General features: G+C 73.1%; 19 protein-coding genes. 2 read left to right on the top strand and 17 right to left on the bottom strand.

Translation table 11 applies throughout. The annotated features are described in order from the left end of the window. Positions 1-14: 14 nt before the first annotated feature. From ACFY2K_RS25735 to ACFY2K_RS25670, 14 genes are all read right to left on the bottom strand, one after another. On the bottom strand, positions 15-2,009 hold the full coding sequence (locus ACFY2K_RS25735; protein WP_380595034.1) for an AAA family ATPase: 1,995 nt from the start codon (positions 2,007-2,009) through the stop codon (positions 15-17). 70 nt (positions 2,010-2,079) lie between these two features. Next, complete coding sequence (locus tag ACFY2K_RS25730; protein WP_375889969.1) at positions 2,080-2,889, bottom strand: Fpg/Nei family DNA glycosylase; 810 nt, start codon at positions 2,887-2,889, stop codon at positions 2,080-2,082. A gap of 78 nt (positions 2,890-2,967) precedes the next feature. After that, the gene (locus ACFY2K_RS25725; RefSeq protein WP_380532181.1) at positions 2,968-3,834 is read right to left on the bottom strand and encodes an AAA family ATPase; all 867 of its coding nucleotides are present in this window, start codon (positions 3,832-3,834) and stop codon (positions 2,968-2,970) included. 344 nt (positions 3,835-4,178) lie between these two features. After that, on the bottom strand, positions 4,179-4,607 hold the full coding sequence (gene aroQ, locus ACFY2K_RS25720) for a type II 3-dehydroquinate dehydratase (protein ID WP_375890060.1): 429 nt from the start codon (positions 4,605-4,607) through the stop codon (positions 4,179-4,181). Between the two features lie 8 nt (positions 4,608-4,615). After that, entirely contained in the window at positions 4,616-5,707 is a 1,092-nt protein-coding gene (gene aroB / locus ACFY2K_RS25715; RefSeq protein WP_375889972.1) for a 3-dehydroquinate synthase, read from the bottom strand. After that, positions 5,700-6,221 (bottom strand): shikimate kinase, encoded by a 522-nt coding sequence (locus ACFY2K_RS25710; protein ID WP_380532174.1) that lies wholly within the window; start codon positions 6,219-6,221, stop codon positions 5,700-5,702. The genes aroB and ACFY2K_RS25710 overlap by 8 nt, the downstream gene beginning before the upstream one ends. Then, positions 6,218-7,402, bottom strand: a complete 1,185-nt coding sequence (gene aroC / locus ACFY2K_RS25705) for a chorismate synthase (RefSeq protein WP_375889974.1) — start codon at positions 7,400-7,402, stop codon at positions 6,218-6,220. The genes ACFY2K_RS25710 and aroC overlap by 4 nt, the downstream gene beginning before the upstream one ends. A gap of 179 nt (positions 7,403-7,581) precedes the next feature. After that, on the bottom strand, positions 7,582-8,412 hold the full coding sequence (locus tag ACFY2K_RS25700; RefSeq protein ID WP_387714289.1) for a shikimate dehydrogenase: 831 nt from the start codon (positions 8,410-8,412) through the stop codon (positions 7,582-7,584). A gap of 51 nt (positions 8,413-8,463) precedes the next feature. Further along, the gene (mltG, locus tag ACFY2K_RS25695) at positions 8,464-10,398 is read right to left on the bottom strand and encodes an endolytic transglycosylase MltG (RefSeq protein WP_387714286.1); all 1,935 of its coding nucleotides are present in this window, start codon (positions 10,396-10,398) and stop codon (positions 8,464-8,466) included. Positions 10,399-10,586: 188 nt separating this feature from the next. Next, positions 10,587-11,822, bottom strand: coding sequence for an endolytic transglycosylase MltG (gene mltG, locus ACFY2K_RS25690; RefSeq protein ID WP_380532164.1), 1,236 nt, complete (start codon positions 11,820-11,822; stop codon positions 10,587-10,589). 159 nt (positions 11,823-11,981) lie between these two features. Further along, positions 11,982-12,461: a Holliday junction resolvase RuvX gene (ruvX, locus tag ACFY2K_RS25685; RefSeq protein ID WP_380526855.1), complete on the bottom strand. Its 480-nt coding sequence runs from the start codon at positions 12,459-12,461 to the stop codon at positions 11,982-11,984. Then, entirely contained in the window at positions 12,461-15,130 is a 2,670-nt protein-coding gene (gene alaS, locus ACFY2K_RS25680) for an alanine--tRNA ligase (protein WP_375889982.1), read from the bottom strand. The genes ruvX and alaS overlap by 1 nt, the downstream gene beginning before the upstream one ends. Continuing rightward, positions 15,130-15,561 carry a DUF6167 family protein gene (locus ACFY2K_RS25675; protein WP_375889983.1) on the bottom strand — a complete coding sequence of 144 codons (432 nt, stop codon included), beginning with the start codon at positions 15,559-15,561 and terminating at the stop codon, positions 15,130-15,132. The genes alaS and ACFY2K_RS25675 overlap by 1 nt, the downstream gene beginning before the upstream one ends. A gap of 4 nt (positions 15,562-15,565) precedes the next feature. Then, positions 15,566-16,045 (bottom strand): DUF948 domain-containing protein, encoded by a 480-nt coding sequence (locus ACFY2K_RS25670; RefSeq protein WP_375889985.1) that lies wholly within the window; start codon positions 16,043-16,045, stop codon positions 15,566-15,568. Positions 16,046-16,263: 218 nt separating this feature from the next. Here ACFY2K_RS25670 and ACFY2K_RS25665 point away from each other — a divergent pair, with 218 nt between their 5' ends. Together ACFY2K_RS25665 and ACFY2K_RS25660 are read left to right on the top strand one after the other, a co-directional pair. Then, positions 16,264-18,483, top strand: coding sequence for an ATP-binding protein (locus ACFY2K_RS25665; protein ID WP_387714281.1), 2,220 nt, complete (start codon positions 16,264-16,266; stop codon positions 18,481-18,483). Between the two features lie 48 nt (positions 18,484-18,531). Further along, positions 18,532-18,849 (top strand): tetratricopeptide repeat protein, encoded by a 318-nt coding sequence (locus tag ACFY2K_RS25660; RefSeq protein WP_375889988.1) that lies wholly within the window; start codon positions 18,532-18,534, stop codon positions 18,847-18,849. 100 nt (positions 18,850-18,949) lie between these two features. Here the strand turns inward: ACFY2K_RS25660 and rpsD are convergent, their stop codons facing one another. From rpsD to ppk2, 3 genes are all read right to left on the bottom strand, one after another. After that, the gene (gene rpsD / locus ACFY2K_RS25655; RefSeq protein WP_030240707.1) at positions 18,950-19,564 is read right to left on the bottom strand and encodes a 30S ribosomal protein S4; all 615 of its coding nucleotides are present in this window, start codon (positions 19,562-19,564) and stop codon (positions 18,950-18,952) included. Positions 19,565-19,876: 312 nt separating this feature from the next. Next, positions 19,877-21,307 (bottom strand): replication-associated recombination protein A, encoded by a 1,431-nt coding sequence (locus tag ACFY2K_RS25650; protein WP_387714279.1) that lies wholly within the window; start codon positions 21,305-21,307, stop codon positions 19,877-19,879. Between the two features lie 51 nt (positions 21,308-21,358). Then, positions 21,359-22,180 (bottom strand): polyphosphate kinase 2, encoded by an 822-nt coding sequence (gene ppk2 / locus ACFY2K_RS25645; protein WP_375889991.1) that lies wholly within the window; start codon positions 22,178-22,180, stop codon positions 21,359-21,361. Between the last annotated feature and the right edge of the window lie 51 nt (positions 22,181-22,231).

Genomic DNA, 22,231 nt, shown 5'->3' with positions numbered 1-22,231 from the left:
GCCCCGGACAGGGCCTAACCGGCCAGCTCCCGCAGCCGGGCCCGGCTCCGCGCCGCCAACTCCGGGTCGTCCAGTTCCTCGGCGAGGGCGAGCAGCAGGGTGTGCGCCTGGGCCTCCTTCGGGTACGCCTTCCGTTCCTCGGCCCGCCGCACGCAGTCGCCCGCGTCCGCGACGGCCAGGTCGAGCCGGCCGAGCGCGCGGTGGGCCCGGGCGCGGACCAGCGGCAGCTTCATCAGCATGTCCCGGTCGTCCGTGTCCACGGCCCGGGCACCGGCCTCCGCGAGCACGGCCAGCGCCTCCTCCGGGCGGCCGTCGGCGATCAGGGCCTGCGCCAGGTTGTAGCTCTGCACGATCTCGCCGTGGGCATCGCCCCGGTTCTCCTCCAGCGCCAGCGTGAACCGCTCGACGGCGTCACCGGGCCGGCCGTCGGCCAGGCACAGCAGGCCGTCCGTCTCGTACAGCACGCCCACCACCTGGCGGTTGGCCACCAGCGGCACCTGCTCGGTGGCGAGCGCCAACTGCTCGGCGGCGAGCCGGAAGTCCTGGCGCTCGTAATGCGCCCGGGCCAACTGGTTGTGCATCCGGACCACCGCGTCCGGGTTGTTGGCCCACCGGGCCGACTCGATGCCGGTCCGGTGGGTGGCGATCCAGTCCTCGTAGAGCTTCCGACCGTGGTAGAGCGGCCACAACGACTCGCACAGCCACCACGCCTCGTCGTGCCACTGCTGGTCGGCCGCGGCCTTCACCACCGCTCGCAGGTTCGCCCGTTCCGCGTGCAGCCACTCCAGCGCGTCCGCTCCGGACCGGAAGCCGGGCAGGGCGTCGCCGGTCGGGTCCTGCAACCGGAGCCGCGGCCCGGTCGCCCGGTCGGCCACCGACGCCCTGCCCCGGTAGTACGCCACCGCCCGCGCCAGCAGCTCGGTGCGGTCGGGCAGTTCACGGGCGCAGAGGTAGGCGTGGGTGCGCACCACCTCGTGGACCTGGAAGCGGTCGTCCACCCCCTGGTCGACGACCACGTCCAGGAGGTGGACGGCACACAGCTCGTCCAGGGCGTCCTCCGCCCGTTCGATGCCCACCGCGGCCGCCAGTTCGGCCGACACGAACGGGCCCGGGTGCACACCGATCAGGTGGTAGAGCGCCCGCCCCTGCGGCGAGAGCCGCTCGTACACCGGGTCGTACGTTCCCCGCAGGTTCCCCTCGTCGTTGTCCAGCACCGCCAACCTGCCCTCCTGGTGCGACAGTTCGGCGATCACCTGACCCACCGACAGCCGGCCCCGGCGCAGCAGCTGGCTGCCGACCGCGTTCAGCGCGATCGGCAGCCCGTCGCAACGCTCCACCAGCGCCGCCACCTCGTCGTCGGTGCCGCGCTCGGCGCTCAGCCAGCCCCGCACCAGAGCGGCCGCGGCCGTCGCGCCCAGGCGGTCCAGCTGCCGCACCTCGGCACCGTCCATCCGCAACGCATCCAGCCGCCGCCGACTCGCCACCACCACCATCCCGCTGGAGGGCAGCAGGGCGCGCACCTCGGCGGCGTGCTCGGCGTTGTCCAGGAGGACCAGGCAGCGCTGCTCGGCGGTCACCGTCCGGAACTCCCCGAAGCGCTCCGCCTCCGCGTCCGGCGGGCGGACCCCGAGAGCGCGGAGGAAGCCCTCCAGCACTCCGGCCAGATCCACCGCCGAGCGGTGCCGGTAGGCCTTGAGATCCGCGTAGAGCACACCCCCCGGGAAGCGCTCCGCCTGCTCCATCGCGAACTTGGCCACCAGCTCGGTCTTGCCGACGCCGCCCAGGCCGGTGAACACCACGATGGCCGGTCCGCCCCGCTCGGCCTCGCCCGAAGCGGCGGTGAGCGCGGCGAGTTCGCGCTCCCGGTTGACGAAGCTCTTCCGCGGCGGCCTGACCTGGTACGGGACTCGGTGCTTCGGGGGCAGCTGGACCGTGACGTTCCCGCCCTGGACCACGTTGCCGTGCACCACCGTGCCCGACAAGCTGTTGGACACCTCGTAGCCGTCCACCCGCGCGCTCCCTCCGACCAGCCCGGGCCCAGCCTACGGCGTCGGGTGGTCCCTGGCGCCTGAATCCTCCTCAGGCCGCCTGGCAGGTCGGGCACCAGAACAGGTTGCGCGCCGCGTGCGCCTCCGTCCGCACCTCCGTGCCGCAGACCAGGCAGGGCATCGCGGCGCGGCGGTAGACGTAGACCTCGCCGCCGTGGTCGTCGACCCGGGGTGGGCGGCCCATCGCCTCGGGGGTGTGTTCGGGGCGCACGGTGTCGATCCGGCCGGCGGCGGCGCCCTGGTGCATCAGGTCGACCAGGTCGGCCCAGATCGCGTCCCACTCGCGGCGGGTGAGGTCGCGGCCGGCCCGGTGCGGGGCGATGTGGTGGCGGAACAGCACCTCGGCGCGGTACACGTTGCCGACCCCGGCCAGCACCTTCTGGTCCATCAGCAGCGCGGCGACGGTCGTGCGGCTGCCCGATATCCGGCGCCAGGCCGCCTCCGGGTCGGCGTCGGCGCGCAGCGGGTCGGGGCCGAGGCGGGCGGCGACGGCGGCCTTCTCGGCCCCGGTGACCAGCGCGCAGGTGTTGGGGCCGCGCAGGTCGGCGTAGCCGTCGTCGTTGGCCAGCCGCAGGCGGATCAGCCCCACCGGCTCGGGCGCCGGGCCGGTGCCGAAGGTGAAGCCGCCGTAGAGCCCGAGGTGGATGTGCACCCAGCCGCTCTCCTCGAAGCCGAGGAAGAGGTGCTTGCCGGTGGCCTCCGCGCCGATGAGCAGCTGCCCGTCGAGCGCCTTGGCCTCGTCGGCGAAGCGGCCCTGCGGGCTGGAGACCTGCACCGGGCGGCCGCCGAAGGCCTTCCGGTTCTGGCCGGCGAGGCGGTGGATGATGTGGCCTTCCGGCACGGACGTCAGCTCCCCGGGTGGTTCTGGCAGGACCCGTCCATCATCTCAGCCGCCCCCGGCCGCGCCCGAACCCCGTGGTCAGCGGACCGGCATGCCCATCAGCCGGGCCAGGATGACCCGGTCCAGCTCGGCGGCCGTACCGGCGACGTCCAGGTACGAGTTGTCGATGATCGGCAGTCCGGAGTTGTACCAGCCGGCCATCCGCCCGTGGATGCGCGCGACCTCCTCGTCACCGAGCCGCCTGGTGCCGCCGCGGCGGGCGTTGCGGCGCAGCACCGAGTCCAGGCTGGGCAGCAGCACCACCGGGATCATGCCCGGGCCGATGTGCCGCTTCCAGCCGCCGAGGCCGATCGCCGGGCGGTCCGGGAAGACGGCGTCGTCGATGATGCAGGAGATGCCGTTGGCCAGGTAGTTGCGGCAGGCGAATCCGCAGGTCCGGCGGGCCAGCCGGTACTGGGCCTCGGAGGCGTTGTTCCAGCCGGCCTGCGGGTTGGCGAAGCCGGACTGCACCCACTCGCGGACGTCGTCCAGGCTGATGTGCGCGGTCGGGGTGCCCCGGCGCTCGGCCCAGTACCGGGCGACGGTGGTCTTGCCCGCCCCGGCCGGGCCGATCAGCAGGACGGCGATGGGGCCGGCGGGCGTGTGGCGCTGCGAGGGGTGGGCGGGGAGCTGGACGGGCGTGCCGGCGGGCAGCACGAAGTGCCCGGTGCCGCCGGCCGGGAGGGGCACGGGCGGCGGTGCCGCGGCGGGGACGGACACGGGGTTCGGCGCCGCCACCGGGTTCGGCACCGGCACGGGGTTCGGGACGGGGGCCGGAACCGTGACGGACGCCGCGGCGGGCGGCGGCGACGGAGGCGGCGGAGGCGTCGCGGCGGGCGCGGCGGGTGCGGCGACCGGGGCCGGAACGACCGGCGGGGACACCCCCGCACCGCCCACCGGCGGCACCGGCGGAGCGGCGGGACGCGGCGGGACCTCCCCGCCTCCGGCGTACTGCGTCACGGCACCTCCCGACACCTCTCAGCGGGGACATTACACGGCGGCCCGGCAGCGGGCACAGTCCGCCGCCGGGCCGCCGAACGCGCCCTGCTCGCCCGGCCACGGGCGGTTTCGGCCCAGGTCGGCTCGTGGTCGACCCGTGGTCGACCGGCGTCAACTCGGGTCAACCGTCGGCCAACTCGCGCCCGTCACAAGGTCAACTCGCGTCGAATCCGGTCGGTTCCCGTCACAGCCGTTCAGCGACCGTCGACGGCACCCGAAACCCGCGCCCCAAGGCCCCGCCGCCCCGCTCCTCAGCGCGCGGCGAGCTGCTCCGCCAGCGCCCGCAGCGCCAGCTCGTACGACCCGATCCCGAAGCCCGCGATGGTGCCGGAGGCCACCGCCGCGATCACCGAGTTGTGCCGGAAGGTCTCCCGCGCGTACGGGTTGGAGATGTGCACCTCGATCAGCGGCGCGGTGCGCTGCGCAGCGGCGTCCCGCATCGCGTACGAGTAGTGGGTGAACGCGCCCGGGTTGATCACCACGGGCACCTGCCCGTCGGCCGCCTCGTGCAGCCACTCCACCATCTGCTGCTCGGAGTTGGTCTCGTGCACCTCGACCTCGAAGCCGAACTCCTTGCCCAGCGCGGTGCAGCGCTCGACCAGCCCGGCGTACGAGGTGGCCCCGTAGACGTCCGGCTCCCGGCTGCCCAGCCGGCCCAGGTTGGGGCCGTTGAGCACCATCACCCGGGTCACGCCGAGACCTCCGCGTACGCGGCGACCAGCAGCGACGGGTCGGGGCCCTCCAGCACGGAGGTCTTGCCGAGGCCGTCCAGGACGATGAAGCGGATCAGGTCGCCGCGCGACTTCTTGTCGATCTTCATCGCGTCCAGCAGCTTGGGCCAGGCGTCCGCCCGGTACGTCAGCGGCAGGCCGACCGAGGCCAGCACGGTGCGGTGGCGGTCGGCCGTCTCGTCGTCCAACCGGCCCGCCAGGCGGCCGAGTTCGGCGGCGAAGACCATGCCGATGGAGATCGCCGCGCCGTGCCGCCACTTGTAGCGCTCGTTGCGCTCGATGGCGTGGCCGAGGGTGTGGCCGTAGTTGAGGATCTCGCGCCGGCCGGACTCCTTGAGGTCCCCGGAGACGACGTCGGCCTTGACCTGGATGGCCCGGCGGATCAGCTCGACGGTGTGCGGGCCGGCCGGCGTCCTGGCGCCCTCCGGGTCCGCCTCGATCAGGTCGAGGATGGCCGGGTCGGCGATGAAGCCGCACTTGATGACCTCGGCGAGGCCGGAGACGTAGTCGTGCTTGGGCACGGTCTCCAGGGTGCCGAGGTCGGCCAGCACGCCCACCGGCGGGTGGAAGGCGCCGACCATGTTCTTGCCCTCGGCGATGTTGATGCCGGTCTTGCCGCCGACGGCCGCGTCGACCATGCCGAGCAGCGTGGTGGGCATGGAGATCCAGCGCACCCCGCGCAGCCAGGTGGCCGCGACGAAGCCGGCCAGGTCGGTGGTGGCCCCGCCGCCGAGGCCGACCACGACGTCGCTGCGGGTGAAGCCGGTCTGGCCGAGCACCGACCAGCAGTACGCGGCGACCTCGGCGCTCTTCGCCTCCTCGGCGTTGGGCACCTGGAGCGCGATCGCCTCGTACCCCTCGCCGGCCAGGTCCTCGCGGACGGCGTCGGCGGTGGCGGCGAGCGCCTCCGGGTGGATGATCGCGACCCGCTTGGCCCGGGTCCCGATCAGCGGCGCCAGCTCGCCGAGCAGCTGGTGCCCGATCAGCACGTCGTACGGGTCGTGGCCGGCGCTGCCGCCGACGTGAATCCTGACGGTGGTGTCAGTCATGGGGGGTGTTCAGCTCCAGTGCTTCCAGTACGGCGTCCGCGACCTGCTCGGGGGTGCGGTCGGCGGTGTCGACGACGGCAGTGGCCACCTCCAGGTAGAGGGGGCGACGGGCCTCCATCAGCTCGCGCCAGCGGGCCCGGGGGTTGACGGCCAGCAGCGGGCGCGGGGCGTCCAGGCCGACCCGCTTGACCGCGTCGCCCAGCGGGACCTCCAGGAAGGCCACCGGCAGCTCGCGCAGCAGCGCGCGGGTGGCCTCGGCCATCACCGCGCCGCCGCCGAGCGCCAGCACCCCGTCGTGTCCCTCGGCGGCCGCGCGCACGGCGCGGACCTCCAGCTCGCGGAAGTGCGGCTCGCCCTCGTCGATGAAGATCTCCGGGATGGGCTTGCCGGCCAGCGCCTCGATGTCGGCGTCGGTGTCCCGGAAGCCGACGCCCAGGCGCTCGGCCAGGACCCGCCCGACGGTCGACTTGCCACTGCCGGGCGGGCCGACCAGCACCACGACGGGCTTCGTCATCGGATGATCAGGTTGTCGAGGTAGCCCTGGACGTTGCGGCGGGTCTCGGAGACGTTGTCGCCGCCGAACTTCTCGTTCACCGCGTCCGCCAGCACCAGCGCGACCATCGCCTCGGCGACGATGCCGGCGGCCGGCACCGCGCAGACGTCCGAACGCTGGTGGTGCGCCTTGGCCGGCTCACCGGTGCGCACGTCCAGGGTCTGCAGCGCCCGCGGCACGGTCGCGATCGGCTTCATCGCGGCGCGCACCCGCAGCACCTCGCCGGTGGACAGACCGCCCTCGGTGCCGCCGGAGCGGCCGGAGGTGCGCTTGACGCCCTCGGGGGTCGGGACGATCTCGTCGTGCGCCTGCGACCCGGGGACCCGGGCCAGGTCGAAGCCGTCGCCGACCTCGACGCCCTTGATCGCCTGGATGCCCATCAGCGCGGCGGCCAGCCGCGCGTCCAGCCGGCGGTCCCAGTGCACGTGCGAGCCGAGGCCCACCGGCACGCCGTACGCGAGCACCTCGACCACGCCGCCGAGGGTGTCGCCGTCCTTGTGGGCCTGGTCGATCTCGGCGACCATCGCCTTCGACGCGTCCGCGTCCAGGCAGCGCACCGGGTCGGCGTCCAGCCGGGCCTCGTCCGAGGGCAGCGGCAGCACGCCGGCCGGCGCCTTGGCGGCGGCCAGCTCGACCACGTGGCTGACGATCTCGATCCCGGCCACCTCGCGCAGGTACGCACGGGCGACCGCGCCCAGCGCGACCCGGGCGGCCGTCTCCCGGGCGCTGGCGCGCTCCAGGATCGGCCGGGCCTCCTCGATCGAGTACTTCTGCATGCCGGCCAGGTCGGCGTGGCCGGGCCGGGGGCGGGTCAGCGCCTCGTTGCGGGCCAGGCCCGCCAGCACCTCGGGGTCGACCGGGTCGGCCGACATGACCTGCTCCCACTTCGGCCACTCGGTGTTGCCGACCATGATCGCGACCGGACTGCCCATGGTCAGGCCGTGCCGGACGCCGCCGAGGAAGGTCACCTCGTCCTGTTCGAACTTCATCCGCGCCCCGCGGCCGTAACCGAGCCGGCGGCGCGCCAGCGCGTCGGCCACCACGTCGGTGGTGACCGGTACACCGGCGGGCAGGCCTTCCAGCGTCGCGACGAGTGCGGGGCCGTGCGACTCCCCCGCCGTCAGCCAGCGCAACGTACCCAACGGAGCTCCTTCATCAGCGGGCCGGCCCACGGCACCGCCGGGGCCCGCCCGAGCGTGCCTTCTGTCCGAATCCTTTCATGACCCGGCAGCCCCCGGGGGCACAGTCCGCGTGACGGACGGCAACCGGTCACTCCACGAAACGATTCGGCCGCGCGCGACGGCACGTCCGGCCCGGGGGCTCAGCCCCCGGCCAGCGCCCGCTCCCCCGCCCCGCGCATCGCCGCCAGCGGCCCGGGCGCCCGCCCGGTGAAGGCCTCGCTCTGCAGCACCGCCTGGTGGACCAGCAGGTCCAGTCCGCCGAGGACGGTCGCCCCGCGCGCGGCGCAGGCGGCGGCCAGCGCCGTCGGCCACGGGTGGTACAGCACGTCGAACAGCGCCCCCGGGTCCGTGGGCAGCCCCGCGGCGAAGCCGTCGGTCGCCCCGACCGGGGTGGTGGAGACGGTCAGCGGCCGCTCCAGCGCCTCCGCACCGCGCTCCCAGTCCTCGGTCCGCACCGCCACGCCGAGCCGCTCGCCCAGCTCGGCCATCTCCCGGGCCCGCTCGGCGCTGCGCACGTAGACCGTCACCTCGCCGGTGCAGACCTGGGCCAGCGCGGCCAGCGCCGAGGAGGCGGTGGCCCCGGCCCCCAGCACGGCGGCGGCGGACACCTCGGCGATGCCGCGCTCGCGCAGCGCGTTGACCAGGCCGGGGACGTCGGTGTTGTCCCCGGTGCGCCGCCCGTCGGCGGTGAACACCACGGTGTTCACCGCGTCCACCGCCCGGGCCGTGGCGCTGACCTCGTCCAGCAGCGGGATGATCGCCCGCTTCAACGGCATGGTCAGCGACAGCCCCGCCCACTCGGCCTCGTCCAGCCCGGCGAGGAACCCGGGCAGGGCGGCCTCGTCGACCTCGAAGCGGTCGTAGCGCCAGCCGTCCAGCCCGAGCGCCGCGAAGGCGGCCCGGTGCAGGTCGGGCGAGAGCGAGTGGGCGATCGGCGAGCCGAGGACGGCCGCCCGGTGCTTGCTGGTCAACACTGCCTCTCCGTGAACGACGGTTCGGTGACGGCTACTCGGTGGTGCCGCCTACTTCGTGGTGCAGTGCAGGCCGACCTTGTCGAAGCCCTGGCCCGCCGCCTTGCAGTACGCCTCGACGTTGGCCGCGTGCTCCTTGTCCGTCTCGGCGAACAGGGTGTTGGTCGGGGACATCGCGATGAAGTACAGCCACTTGCCGTCCGCCGGGTTGAGCACCGCGTTGAGCGCCTCGTCACCGGGGTTGGAGATCGGCGTCGGCGGCAGGCCCGGGTTGATGTAGGTGTTGAACTTGTTGGACCCGTCGTTGATGTCCTTCGACGTGAGCTCCTTGCGGCCCAGCGAGTACTGCAGCGTGGTGTCCATGCCGAGCGTGTGGCGCACGGCGTCGCTGGCCAGCCGGTTCTGGATGGTCCTGGCCATCTTGGCGAAGTCGCCCGGGTTGTTGCCCTCGCGCTGCAGGATGCTCGCCTCGATGACCACCTCGTAGCCGTTCTTGAGGCCCGCCTTGGAGGCCTGGCCGTCGAGGTTGGCGTACTTGTCGGTGGCGGTCTTCACCATCTGCTTGAGCAGGTCCTCGGGCTTCATGCCGTCGGCGATGTTGTAGCGGGTCGGCCAGAGGAAGCCCTCGATGTTGCCGTTCGCGTACGCCGGCAGCCCGAGGTCGTTGACCTGCGCCTTGGCGACGCCCGCCGTGGTGCCCTTCTGGAGCTTCAACTTGCTGTCGATGGTGGCGTAGATCTCGGAGGAGTTCTTGCCCTCCGGGAACACGATCGCCGCGCCGCCCGCCTGGTCCAGCAGTTCCTTGACCGCGGCCGCGGCCGGCATCTCCTTCTTCAAGGTGTAGAAGCCGTACTGGATCGTGGTGCACTTGGGCTCGGCGTCACAGGCCTTGGTGAAGGCGTCGACGCTCTTGACCACACCGGCGGCCTTGAGGGCGGCACCGATCTGCCCGCCGACCGCGCCCTGCTTGACCTCGATCTGGACGGAGCCGGTGCCCTCGCCGGTGAAGTCCGGCGGCGGGCCGAAGTGGTCCTGGTAGAAGCCGTAGCCCCACCAGCCCCCGCCGCCGAGCAGGCCCAGCAGCACCACGGCGACCACCAGGCAGGCGCCGCCGTTGCGACGGCCCGCCTTCTTGCCGCTCTCCTTGCGCTTCTTCTTCGCCTCGCGGGAGTCGTCCTGCTCACCGAGGAAGCCGCTCTGCTCGGCCTCGGCGTGCTCGTCGAGGTAGAGGTCGCCCTCGTGGTGCTCCTCCGCGGCGCGGCCGTCCCACTCCCCCTCCGCGGGTTCGTGCGCGCCGCCGACCGGATCGGCGCCGGACTCCAGCGCAGCGGCCTCGGCCTCCCAGTCGATGCCGTCCGGGCCGGGACCGGAGGCGGCCTCGGGCTCCACGGCCGGGCGGGCGCGCCGCGGCCGGGCTTGCTGCGGAGCGGGCTCCTGCATGCCGGCCTGCTGCTGGGGCATCCCCGGCTGCATCCCCTGCTGCACCTGCTGCACCTGCTGCGGCATGCCCTGCTGCTGCACCGGCATCTGCTGCTGCCCGTAGCCCTGCTGGGGCATCCCCTGCTGCATCTGCTGCTGGGGCATGCCCTGCTGCATCTGCTGCGGGTAGGCCTGCCCCTGCTGACCCATGCCAGGCTGGCCCATGCCCGGATGACCCATGTCCTGCTGGCCCATGCCCTGCTGCGGGTACCCCTGGTCGAAGCCCTGCTGCGGCATCTGCTGCTGCGGGTACCCCTGCTGCGGCATGCCGTGCTGCTGGTACCCCTGGGGCGGCATCATCTGCTGGGGGTGGCCGTTGTGGATCTGCTGCTGCGGGTACCCCTGCTGCGCGTCCCCGTACGGCTGCTGGCCGTGCTGGTCCTGCTGCGGGTACTGCTGCCACTGGCCGTCCTGCTGGCCGGGGACCGGCTGCTGACCGCCGTACCCGGGATCACCGGGGTGCCACGGCTCGCCCTGGGGGCCGTAGCCCCCACCCAGATCGGTCATTGATCCCCTTAACCGACGGTGACGACCGGAGGATCGGACCGGCCGTCCGGGACGACGCGGTCCCGGCTGATTCTCGAACCGGCGTGCTAGCGCAGCGCCTGGGAGGAGACGTTACCGTACCGCAGCCGTACCCCCGCCCGGGCGGACGCACTGTCAGTGAGCGACCTCACGCTCGGCGTACGGGGCCGTCACGGGGTGGCGGCGCCCGGTGTCGAGGGGGTGGCGGCGGCGTTCGGAGCGGGCGAGTCCGGGGCGCTCGGCTTGGCCGCCCGGGCGGCGTTGAACTCGGCGACGTTCTTCTGCTGCACCTCGAAGCTGTCGGTGAAGCGGGTGTCCCCGGGCTTCACGGTCACGAAGTAGACCCAGTCCCCCGGCGTCGGGTCCAGCGCCGCCATGATCGCCTGCCGGCCCGGGTTGGAGATCGGCGACGGCGGCAGGCCCGGGTGCAGGTAGGTGTTGTACGGGGAGTCCAGCCTGGTGTCGGTGACCGTGGTGTTCAGGGTCGAGCGGCCGAGGGCGTAGTTGATGGTGGAGTCCAGCTGGAGCGGCATCCCCTTGGCCAGCCGGTTGTAGATGACCCGGGCCACCTTGCCCATGTCCTCGGTGTTGTCGGCCTCGCCCTGGACCATGCTGGCGACGGTGACCAGCCCGTACAGGCTCTGCCCGAGGTTCTGCGCGACGACGTTGGCGTCGTCCCGGCTGAACTCCTTGCCCGCCCGCTCGACCATCTGCTTCAACAGGTCCAGCGCGGTGGTCCCGTCGGTGACGGCGTAGGTGGCCGGGAACAGGTAGCCCTCAGGGCTGCCCTTGGCGAAGTCCGGGAGGCCGAGTTCGGCGCCCTGGTCCTGGGCGGCCTTCTGGGTGGTGCCCGCGGGGAGGTTGAGCTTCTTGTCGATCGCCGCGAAGATCTGGTAGCCGCGCCACCCCTCGGGAATGGTGAGGCCGTTGGCGTTGGCCGGGTCGATCAGGACGGACAGCGCGGCGGCGGCCGACATCTTCTGCTTCAAGGTGTACGTGCCGGGCTGGATCCGCCCGGCGGCGGCCGCGCTGCCCTTCGCCGCCCGGGTGAAGGCGAGCGAGCTGGCCACCACCCCGTTGCGGACCAGCGCGGAGGCGATCTGGGACAGGCCCGCGCCCTCCGGCACCGAGACCTGGACGCTGCCGCTGCCCTGCCCCGCGTAGTCGGCGGCCGCCGCGGGTTTGCGCTGGTGCTGGAACCAGGTGTAGCCGGTGAGCCCGATCCCGCCGAAGACGGCGACCAGGGCGAAGGCGGTGAGTCCGCAGGCCAGTCCGTTACGCCGTCGGTGCGGATCCGGCGCATCGGAGCGCGGCCGGGGCGCACCCGGAGGACGGCCCTCCGGCTCCAGCACCGGCGCACCCAGGTGTCCCGGGGTGAGCCCCGGGTGGAAGTCCTGGTCGGTCATGGCTCGCGGTCCCCTCGGCGGTCCCGAATCGCTGAGAATCGCTCCGAGCCGACGCGAATCGATGCAGATCGATCCGAAACGGACACGGAAACGAACGAAAGAGGGGTCCGTGCGGACGTGTCCGCACGGACCCCTCTTCGGGACGTTAGAGCAGGCCGGTCAGCCGGTCGCCTCGACGCTCTCACCGGGCGGGCGTCCGCTCACCCGTTCGGACTCAAGGGCGGTCTGGAGGATCACCACCGCGGCGGCCTGGTCGACCACCGAGCGGCCCTTCTTCGCCTTGACCCCCGAGGCGCGCAGCCCGTGGGTCGCGGTGACGGTCGTCATCCGCTCGTCCACCAGCCGCACCGTCACCGGGTAGACCCGGTTGGCCAGCCGCGTGGCGTAGGCCCGGACCTTCTCCGCGGCCGGACCCTCCTTGCCGCTGAGCGAGCGCGGCAGCCCGACGACCACCTCGATCGCGTCGTACTCCTCGACGATCGCGGCGATCCTGGCCTGCGACTTCACCCCGGCCGGAACGGTCTCCACCGGTGTGGCGAGCACCCCGTCGGGGTCGCAGGACGCGACCCCGATCCGGGCGTCACCGACGTCGACGGCGATCCGCCGCCCACGCCGGAAGGGCCTCTCCTCCTGCTCCATCAGCTGGCGCGCTCCGCGACCAGGCCGCGCACCGCGGCGATCGCCTCGCCGACCGCGGCCGGGTTGGAGCCGCCGCCCTGGGCGACGTCGTCCTTGCCGCCACCGCCGCCGCCGAGGGTCTTGGCGGCGGTGCGGACCAGCTCGCCGGCCTTGATGCCGCGGCCGCGGGCGTCCTCGTTGGTGGCGATCACGGTCAGCGGGCGGTCGTTGGCCACCGTGAACGCGGCGACCACGGCCGGGCGGGCGCCCAGGCGGCCGCGCACGTCCAGGACCAGCTTGCGCAGCTCGTCCGCGCCCACGCCGTCGGCGACCTGCGCGGCGACCACGGCGATGCCGTGCACGTCCTCGGCCGAGTCGGCCAGGCCCGCCGCGGCGGCCAGCACCTTCTCGGCGCGGAAGCGCTCGATCTCCTTCTCGGCGTCCTTGAGCTTGGCGAGCATGCCCGAGATCTTCTCCGGCAGCTCCTCCGGGCGGCCCTTGACCAGCTCGGTGAGCTGGGCCACCACGGTGTGCTCGCGGGCCAGGAACTTGTACGCGTCGACGCCGACCAGCGCCTCGACGCGGCGCACGCCGGAGCCGATCGAGGACTCGCCGAGCAGCTTCACCAGGCCCAGCTGGGCGGTGTTGCCGACGTGGGTGCCGCCGCACAGCTCCTTGGAGAAGTCGCCGATCGAGACGACCCGCACCTCGTCGCCGTACTTCTCGCCGAACATCGCGATGGCGCCGGCCTTGCGGGCCTGGTCCATCGTCATGACCTCGGCGGTGACCTCCAGCTCGCGGCCCAGCACGTCGTTGATCTTCTGCTCGACGTCCACCAGCACGCTGCCCGGAACGGCGGCGGGCGAGCCGAAGTCGAAGCGGAAGCGGCCCGGGGCGTTCTCGGAGCCGGCCTGGGCGGCCGTCGGGCCGAGCGCGTCGCGCAGCGCCTGGTGGGTCAGGTGGGTGGCCGAGTGGGCGCGGGCGATCGCCCGGCGGCGGTCGATGTCGATCGTGGCGTACGCCGAGGCGCCGAGCACGACCTCGCCGAACAGCACGCCGCCCGAGTGGACGACGACGCCCGGGACGGGCTGCTGCACGTCGCGGATCTCGACGACCGCCCCGGACTCCAGCCGGATCCGGCCGTGGTCGGCGAGCTGGCCGCCGCCCTCGGCGTAGAACGGGGTGCGGTCGAGGATCAGCTCGACCTCGTCGCCCTCGGAGGCGGCCGGCGCCGGGACGCCGTCCACCAGCAGGCCGACGACGGTGGCCTCGCCCTCGGTCAGGCTGTAGCCGGTGAAGACGCTCGCGCCGGACTTGTCGGCGACCTCGCGGTACGCGGCGACGTCGGCGTGGCCCATCTTCTTCGCCTTGGCGTCCGCCTTGGCGCGGTCCCGCTGCTCCTGCATCAGACGGCGGAAGCCGGCCTCGTCGACCTGGAGGCCCTGCTCCTCGGCCATCTCCAGGGTGAGGTCGATCGGGAAGCCGTAGGTGTCGTGCAGCTTGAAGGCCTGGTCGCCGGAGAGCACCACGCCACCGGACTGCTTGGTCTCGGTGACCGCGACGTCCAGCAGGTTGGTGCCGGCCTTGAGGGTCTGCAGGAAGGCCGCCTCCTCGCCGACGACGACCGTCTCGATGCGCTTGCGGTCGCTCTCCAGGTCGGGGTACTGCGGCGCCATCGCCTTGATCGCGACGTCGATGAGCTCCTTGGCCACCGGCTCGGTGGCGCCCAGCAGGCGCATGTTGCGGATGGCGCGGCGCAGGATGCGGCGCAGCACGTAGCCGCGGCCCTCGTTGCCGGGGGTGACGCCGTCGCCGACCAGCATCAGCGCGGTGCGGATGTGGTCGGTGACCACGCGCAGCGAGACGTCCGACTTGTGGTCGGCGCCGTAGGTGTGGCCGGTGAGCTCGGCGGCGCGGTCGAGGATCATCCGGCTGGTGTCGATCTCGAAGAGGTTGTCGACGTCCTGCAGGATGGCGGCGAGGCGCTCCAGGCCGAGACCGGTGTCGATGTTCTTGCTCGGCAGGTCGCCGAGGATCTCGAAGCCGTCCTTGCCGTCGCCGTGGCCGCGCTCGTACTGCATGAAGACCAGGTTCCAGATCTCCAGGTAGCGCTCGCCGTTGACCGCCGGGCCGCCCTCCTCGCCGTACGCGGGGCCGCGGTCGTAGTTGATCTCCGAGCACGGGCCGCACGGGCCGGGGACGCCCATCGACCAGAAGTTGTCCTTCATGCCCAGGCGCTGGATGCGCTCGGAGGGCACGCCGATGACGTCGCGCCAGATCTGCTCGGCCTCGTCGTCGTCCTTGTAGACGGTGATCCAGAGCTTCTCCTTCTCCAGGCCGTAGCCACCGTCCGCGACGGGAGTGGTGAGCAGCTCCCAGGCGAACTTGATGGCTCCTTCCTTGAAGTAGTCACCGAAGGAGAAGTTGCCGCACATCTGGAAGAAGGAGCCGTGCCGGGTGGTCTTCCCGACCTCCTCGATGTCGAGGGTGCGCACGCACTTCTGGACGCTGGTGGCGCGCGAGAACTGCGGCTTGACCTCGCCCAGGAAGTAGGGCTTGAACGGCACCATGCCGGCGTTGACCAGCAGCAGGGTGGGGTCGTCGGCGACCAGGGACGCCGACGGAACGACGGTGTGGCCGCGCTCCTCGAAGAAGCGCAGCCAGCGGCGGCGGATCTCAGCCGACTCCATTAGTGGTCCTTCCGGTTCGTTCCGCCCCGCGGCAGGGCTCGGCGGGGCGTTTCTTCAATGGTCTGTGGGACGGTGCGGCCCCCGCCGTCGGGCAGGGCGCGGGCGGGGGGCAGGGCGGCGGCCGGGCGACCGGGCACCGCCGAGATAGCTCGGTACTGCGGCTCGCCGCGCAGCACCCGGCGGGTGCTCCGGGGCTCCGCCACGGCCGTGCCGTGCAGTCCGAGGTCGTCCTTGAGCTGCTCCTCGCGCTCGGCCATGCCGGAGCGCACGTCCTGGGCGAACTGCCTGGCCCGGTCGCCCAGGTGCAGCGCACCGCGCGCGGCGGTGCCGGAGAGGCTGTCCGGGGTGAGCCGCTGCACGGCGCCGTTGGCCTTGTTCATGGCCCACACCGCGGCGCCGGCGCCGACCGCCATCCAGAAGATCCGTGCCATCCAGTCAGCCCCTCACCGCTCGCCGGACCCGGGAGAACAGGCCGCTCCTGGGCGCGGTCGCGGCGCGCACCTCGGCCCGGATCAGCCGGGCCAGCTCGTCGCGCTCGGCGGGCTGCACCGGCACGCTCGGCAGGGTGCCCTGCTGCTTGGCGACGGCCTTGCGGACGCCGTAGCTGAACGCGGCGACCTTCATGAGCGGTCCGCCCAGGGTGGCGGCCGCGGTGGAGGAGAGCGCCTTGGCGTTGGCGGCGGCGTCCTGGACGTTGGCGGTGATCTCGTCCACCCGGTCCAGCTGCTCGTTGGCGCTGCGCACCGCGGCACCGGCGTCGGCCAACAGCGGGACGGCTTGTTCGGTGACCGCGGAGACCAGGACGGTGGCTTCCTTCAACACCCGGGAGAGTCGCACCAGCACCACCGCGAGCAGGGTGACCAGGACCGCCCAGAACACGGCGACGAGCAAGCCGGCCAGCTCTCCCACGGACACTTCTGCGCGCTCCCTCGCCTTGCGGTTCCCAACCGAACCCTATCGCGCCCGGGTCCGCTTTCCGGACCGGGTCACGGCCGTGGCCTCGCCCGGATGTGCGAACCGCGCGCGTAACCTACCGTCCGGTCACCTCGTTCAGCCAGGCGGGCCGTCGCCCGTACGGCCCGACGCACGTCCGGACCGCCGCGGTCCGGGCCGGGAACAACGGGGAGCAGCGCTTGGCCGGCGACTGGACAGCACAGCCCGCGGCGTGGCCGCGCGAGTCGGAGCCGGGCCGGCTGCCCGCCGAGGTGACGGGCTTCGTCGGGCGCGGGCGGGAACTGGCCGAGCTGGCGGGCCTGCTCGCCGGGGCGCGGCTGGTGACGGTGACCGGGCCCGGCGGGGTCGGCAAGAGCCGGCTCGCGCTGCGGGCGGCGGACCGGGCGGCCGAGGCCTTCCCGGACGGCACCTGGCTGGTGGACGTGGCCCCGGTGCAGGACCCGCTGCTGCTCGGCCACGCCGTGCTGGAGGCGCTGCGGCTGACCGACGGCACCGCCCGGCCACCGTTGGACGTGCTGGGCGAGCACCTGGCGGGGCGCCGCCTGCTGCTGGTGCTGGACGGCTGCGAGCACCTGGTGGAGGCGTGCGCCGAGCTGACCGACGCGCTGCTGCGCGCGCTGCCCGGGCTGCGGGTGCTGGCCACCAGCCGCACCGCGCTGCGGGCCTCGGGCGAGCACCTGCTGACGCTGACCCCGCTGCCGGTCGACCCGCCGCAGGAGCGGCCGGACGCCCCGGCCCCGCTGCCGGACGCGGTGCGGCTGTTCGCCGACCGGGCGCGGGCCGTCCTGCCGTCCTTCGCGGTGACGGAGGCGAACGCGGAGGCGGTCGGCCTGCTCTGCCGTCGGCTCGACGGCATCCCGCTGGCCGTGGAGCTGGCCGCCGGACGGCTGCGCGCGCTGTCGGTGGAGCAGATCACGGCCCGGCTGGACGACCGCTTCCGGCTGCTCACCGGCGGCTCCCGGACGGCCCTGCCCAGACACCAGACGCTGCGCACCACGATCGGCTGGAGTCACGAGCTCTGCACAGTGCAGGAACGTTTACTCTGGGCCCGCCTGTCGGTCTTCGCCGGCAGTTTCGACCTGGAGGCCACCGAGTACGTCTGCGCCGGCGAGGGCATCGAGCCCGAGGACGTGCTCGACCTGCTCGACGAACTCGTCGCCAAGTCGGTGGTACTGCGCGAGGACAGCGCCTTCGGCGTCCGCTTCCGCCTGCTGGACACCCTGCGCGAGTACGGCGGCCACTGGCTGCGCGCCGCCGGCGAGGAGCACCGGCTGCTGCGCCGCCACCGGGACTGGTACCTGGGCGTGGCCACCTGGGGCGAGGTCGAGTGGTTCGGCCCCCGGCAGGCCGAGACCGCCGAGCGCACCCTGCTCGCCCACGCCAACCTGCGCGCCGCGCTGGAGTTCTGCCTCGCCGAGCCCGGCGAGGAGCAGATCGCCCTGCTGCTGGCCGGCACCCTGTGGTTCTACTGGGTCGGCTGCGGCCACCTCGGCGAGGGCCGGCACTGGCTGGACCGCGCGCTCGCCCTGGACCGCGAGCCCACCGAGGTCCGGGCAAAGGCCCTCTGGGTGACCGGCTACATGGCCACCCTCCAGGGCGACCTCGGCGTCGCCCGCCCCGCCCTGGAGGAGTGCCGCCGCCAGGCCCTGGACACCGGCGACGACCGGGCCCTCGCCTACGCCGTCCACCGCCAGGGCTGCGCCGCCCTGATCGGTGACGACCCGGAGCGCGCCGCCGAGCTGTTCGAGGAGGCGCTCTGGCACTACCGGACCATCGGCGAGCTCAACAGCAACGTGGTGATGGCGATGGTCGAGCTGGGCCTCGCCTACCTGTTCCAGGGCGATCCGGACAGCGCCGAGCTCTGGTTCGGCCAGGCCCGCGAGGTGTGCGAGGAGCACGGCGAGCAGTGGGCGTACGGCTACGTGCTGTACGCGATGGCGTACTCGCACTTCCTGGACGGCGCCGTCCAGCCGGCCCGCGTGCTGGCCCGCGAGTGCGTCCGGCTGAACCACCGCTTCCACGACCTGCTCGGCATCGTGCTGGGGATCGACCTGCTGGCACTGCTGGAGACCGAGCCGCCCTCGCCGGGCGAGCCGGCCGCCCTGTGCGAGGCCCGGGTGCTGCAGGGCGCGGCGCACCGGATCTGGCGCGCGGTCGGCAACCCCTTCCTGGGGTCCCGCTCCTTCTTCGGCACCCACCAGGAGTGCGCCGAGCGCGCCCGGGCCGGGCTCACCGAGCAGGAGTACGAGGACTGCTACCTGGTGGGCGGGCGGCTGGACCTGGACGCCGCGGTCGGCCGGGCGCTCGGCGACGGGGGCGCGCCGGGCGGCCCGGAACCCGGCCCCGGACCCTGTTCGGTGCCGCCCGCACCGGCCCCGGCGCCGGTGCGGAATAGCTGAAGCTTGCGGATTGCTTGAGGAGGCAAGGATCCACCCGGAAGGAGCACCATGGCCGTCCACGACGAGTACCGCCTCGCGAACTTCTACTTCGAGTCCAAGGCGTACAGCGACGCCGCCCGCATGCTGGAAGGCGTGCTGGCCGAGGAGCCGGCCAACCTCTCGGTCCGGCTGCTGCTGGCCCGCAGCTACTTCCACTCCGCCCAGCTCGGCCGCGCCGAGGCCGAACTGCGCCGGATCCTCGACCTCGACCCGGCCGAGGACTACGCCCGGCTGATGCTCGGCCGCACCCTGGAGCGCCAGGGCCGCGGCGAGGAGGCCCGCCCGCACCTGCGGCTGGCCGCCGCGATGACCGGCGCGGAGCTGTAGCCGGAGGGCCGACCGGCACCGGAAAAGGGACGAGCCCCCGCCGCCTCGAAAGGCGACGGGGGCTCGCTGCCGGTTCGGCGAACTGCGAACCGAGCGCGGGTCAGCGCGAGTAGTACTCGACGACCAGCTGCTCGTCACAGATCACCGGGACCTCCTTGCGCTGCGGCGCACGGTCCAGGCGGAAGGCCAGGGCCTTCAGGTTGACCTCGAGGTACTTCGGGGTCTGGCCCTCACCCGCGTAGCCACCCTCACGGGCGACCTGGAAGGGGACCTTCTCCTTGGAGCGCTCGCGGACGGTGACCACGAAGCCCGGCTTCATCTGGAACGACGGCTTGTTGACCTTGCCGCCGTTGACCTCGATGTGGCCGTGGACGACCATCTGGCGGGCCTGGTAGATGGTGCGGGCGATGCCCGAACGCAGGACCAGGGAGTCCAGACGGGTCTCCAGGTCGGCGACAAGCGCCTCACCGGTCTTGCCCTCGGCCTTCTTCGCGCGGTCGAACGCGCGGGCCATCTGCTTCTCGCTCAGGTCGTACTGGGCGCGCAGACGCTGCTTCTCGAGCAGACGGACCTTGTAGTCCGAGTTCTGCTTGCGACCACGGCCGTGCTGGCCGGGCGGGTACGGGCGGGCCTCGAAGTACTTGACGGACTTCGGGGTCAGCGGCACGCCGAGCGCACGCGCGATCTTGACCTTGGGACGCTTCTGGTTCGCCATGAACCAAACCTTCCTTGCTTACGAATACGGCTTTCACCAGGTGTTGACGGAGGTCGCATGTCGCGACCCGGAGATAACCCCGACGCCTGCGCGAAGGGATCAGCCGCTCTCCGGAGCCGGGCACATGAAGTGCTGGTCACACGGAGGGCCCGGAAAACCGGGCCGTCCGCGACACCGAAACGGTGCGCGACGCTCCTGGTGCGGGCCTCCCGGAGGAGGCCTACGGCCGATGTCCCGCTGGTGCGGCCGGTCGGTGGGGTCTCCCCCGCCGCCGTCCCGGGACTTGGCACTCCGACTGAGTATACCGGTGGATCACGCGCCCTCTTCCCCGGGCGCCTCCCCGGCCTCCCCAGCCTTCCTCTCAGCCCTGTCCGCCTGCTTCTCGGCGCTCCGGCGCTCGCCCCGCAGCCGCCCGCGCGTCCAGTCCACGGTGTCCGCGTACCGCACCTCGCCGCCGCGCCGGTTCGGCCGGTAGTACTCCCGGCCGTGCACCGAGTCCGGCGCGTACTGCTGGGTGGCGATGCCCTCCGGCAGGTCGTGCGGGTACTGGTAGCCCTGGCCGTGCCCGAGCTTGCCCGCGCCGCCGTAGTGGGCGTCCCGCAGGTGCGGCGGGACGGCCCCGGCCAGCCCCTGCCGCACGTCCGCCAGCGCCGCGTCGATCGCCAGGTAGGCCGAGTTGGACTTGGGCGCCAGCGCCAGCGCGATCGCCGCCTGGGACAGGATGATCCGGGCCTCCGGGAAGCCGATCAGCGCCACCGCCTGGGCCGCCGCCACCGCCGTCTGCAGCGCCGTCGGGTCGGCCAGGCCGACGTCCTCGCTGGCCGAGATCATCAGCCGCCGGGCGATGAACCGCGGGTCCTCCCCCGCCTCGATCATCCGGGCCAGGTAGTGCAGCGTGGCGTCCACGTCGCTGCCGCGGATCGACTTGATCAGCGCACTGGCCACGTCGTAGTGCTGGTCGCCGTCCTTGTCGTAGCGCACCGCCGCCTGGTTCACGGCGGTCTCGGTGGTGGCCAGCGAGATGCTCGGCTCGCCCTTCTCCAGCGCCGCCCCGGCCGCCGCCTCCAGCGTGGTCAGCGCCCGCCGGGCGTCCCCGCCGGCGAGCCGCACCAGGTGGTCCTCGGCCTCCGGGGTCAGCTCCAGCGCGCCCTCCAGGCCGCGCTCGTCCTCCACCGCCCGGCGCAGCAGCGCCCGGACGTCATCGTCGGTGAGCGACTCCAGGGTGAGCAGCAGCGAACGGGACAGCAGCGGGGAGATCACCGAGAAGTACGGGTTCTCGGTGGTCGCCGCGATCAGGGTGACCCAGCGGTTCTCCACGGCGGGCAGCAGCGAGTCCTGCTGGGCCTTGGAGAAGCGGTGGATCTCGTCCAGGAACAGCACCGTCTCCCGGCCGGACATGCCGACCGCCCGCCGGGCGCCGTCGATCACCGCCCGGACCTCCTTGACCCCGGCAGTGATCGCGGAGAGCTCGACGAAGCGGCCCTCCACGGCCTGGCTGATCACGTGGGCCAGGGTGGTCTTGCCGGTGCCGGGCGGCCCCCAGAGGATCACCGAGCTGGTGGCGGCCGGCCCGCGGGAGCCCGCCACCAGCCGGCGCAGCGGCGAGCCCTGCTTCAGCAGCTGCCGCTGCCCGGCCACCTCGTCCAGGGTGCGCGGGCGCATCCGTACGGCCAGCGGGGCCCGGCCGGGCTCCCTGGCCTGGAGTTCCTCGGCGGCGGCGGTGAAGAGGTCCGGTTCGTCCACACCGGAAGCCTAGTTGAGCCCGCCGACAGGGCCGCCCCCGCGCGATGCCGGCTACCGCAGCCCGGCGGCGTGGTCCGGGACGTACTTCTGCAGGTCGCGCGGGGGCCGCTGGTAGCCGTGCGGGGCCGGGCGGGGCGGCAGCTCGATCCGCGGCGGGGCGACCTCGTGGTACGGGACGGTGGAGAGCAGGTGGGCGATCATGTTGATCCGGGCCCGCCGCTTGTCGTCGCTCTCCACCACGTGCCAGGGCGACTGCGGGATGTCGGTGTAGACGAACATCTCGTCCTTGGCCCGCGAGTAGTCCTCCCAGTGGGTGATCGACTCCACGTCCATCGGGGAGAGCTTCCAGCGCTTCATCGGGTCCTCCAGCCGGTCCCGGAACCGCTGCTCCTGCTCGGTGTCACTGACCGAGAACCAGTACTTGCGCAGCAGGATGCCCGCCTCGATCAGCATCTGCTCGAAGGTCGGGCACTGGTGCAGGAACTGCCAGTACTCCTCGTCGCTGCAGAAGCCCATCACCCGCTCGACCCCGGCCCGGTTGTACCAGCTGCGGTCGAACAGCACGATCTCCCCGGCCGCCGGGAGCTGTTCGACGTACCGCTGGAAGTACCACTGGGTCTTCTGCCGCTCGGTCGGGGTGGGCAGCGCCGCGACCCGGGCGATGCGCGGGTTCAGGTACTCCGTCACCCGCTTGATCGCCCCGCCCTTGCCGGCCGCGTCCCGCCCCTCGAAGACCACCACCAGGCGGGCGCCCTCGACCCGCACCCACTCCTGGAGCTTCACAAGCTCCTGCTGCAGCCGCAGCAGTTCCCGCTCGTACGGCTTCTTCGCCAGTCGTTCCGGCTTCGCGGTCCGCTGCTGCCCCTTGGCCACTCTCGGGTCCTCCGTCCGACTACTGCCGATGACCCTTCACCGTAGGCGCAG

It is taken from the genome of Kitasatospora sp. NPDC001309, from assembly GCF_042896295.1.
Lineage (GTDB): Bacteria > Actinomycetota > Actinomycetes > Streptomycetales > Streptomycetaceae > Kitasatospora.
The sequence above is the reverse complement of the archived record's forward strand: the minus strand, read 5'-3'. Positions and strand labels throughout refer to the sequence as shown.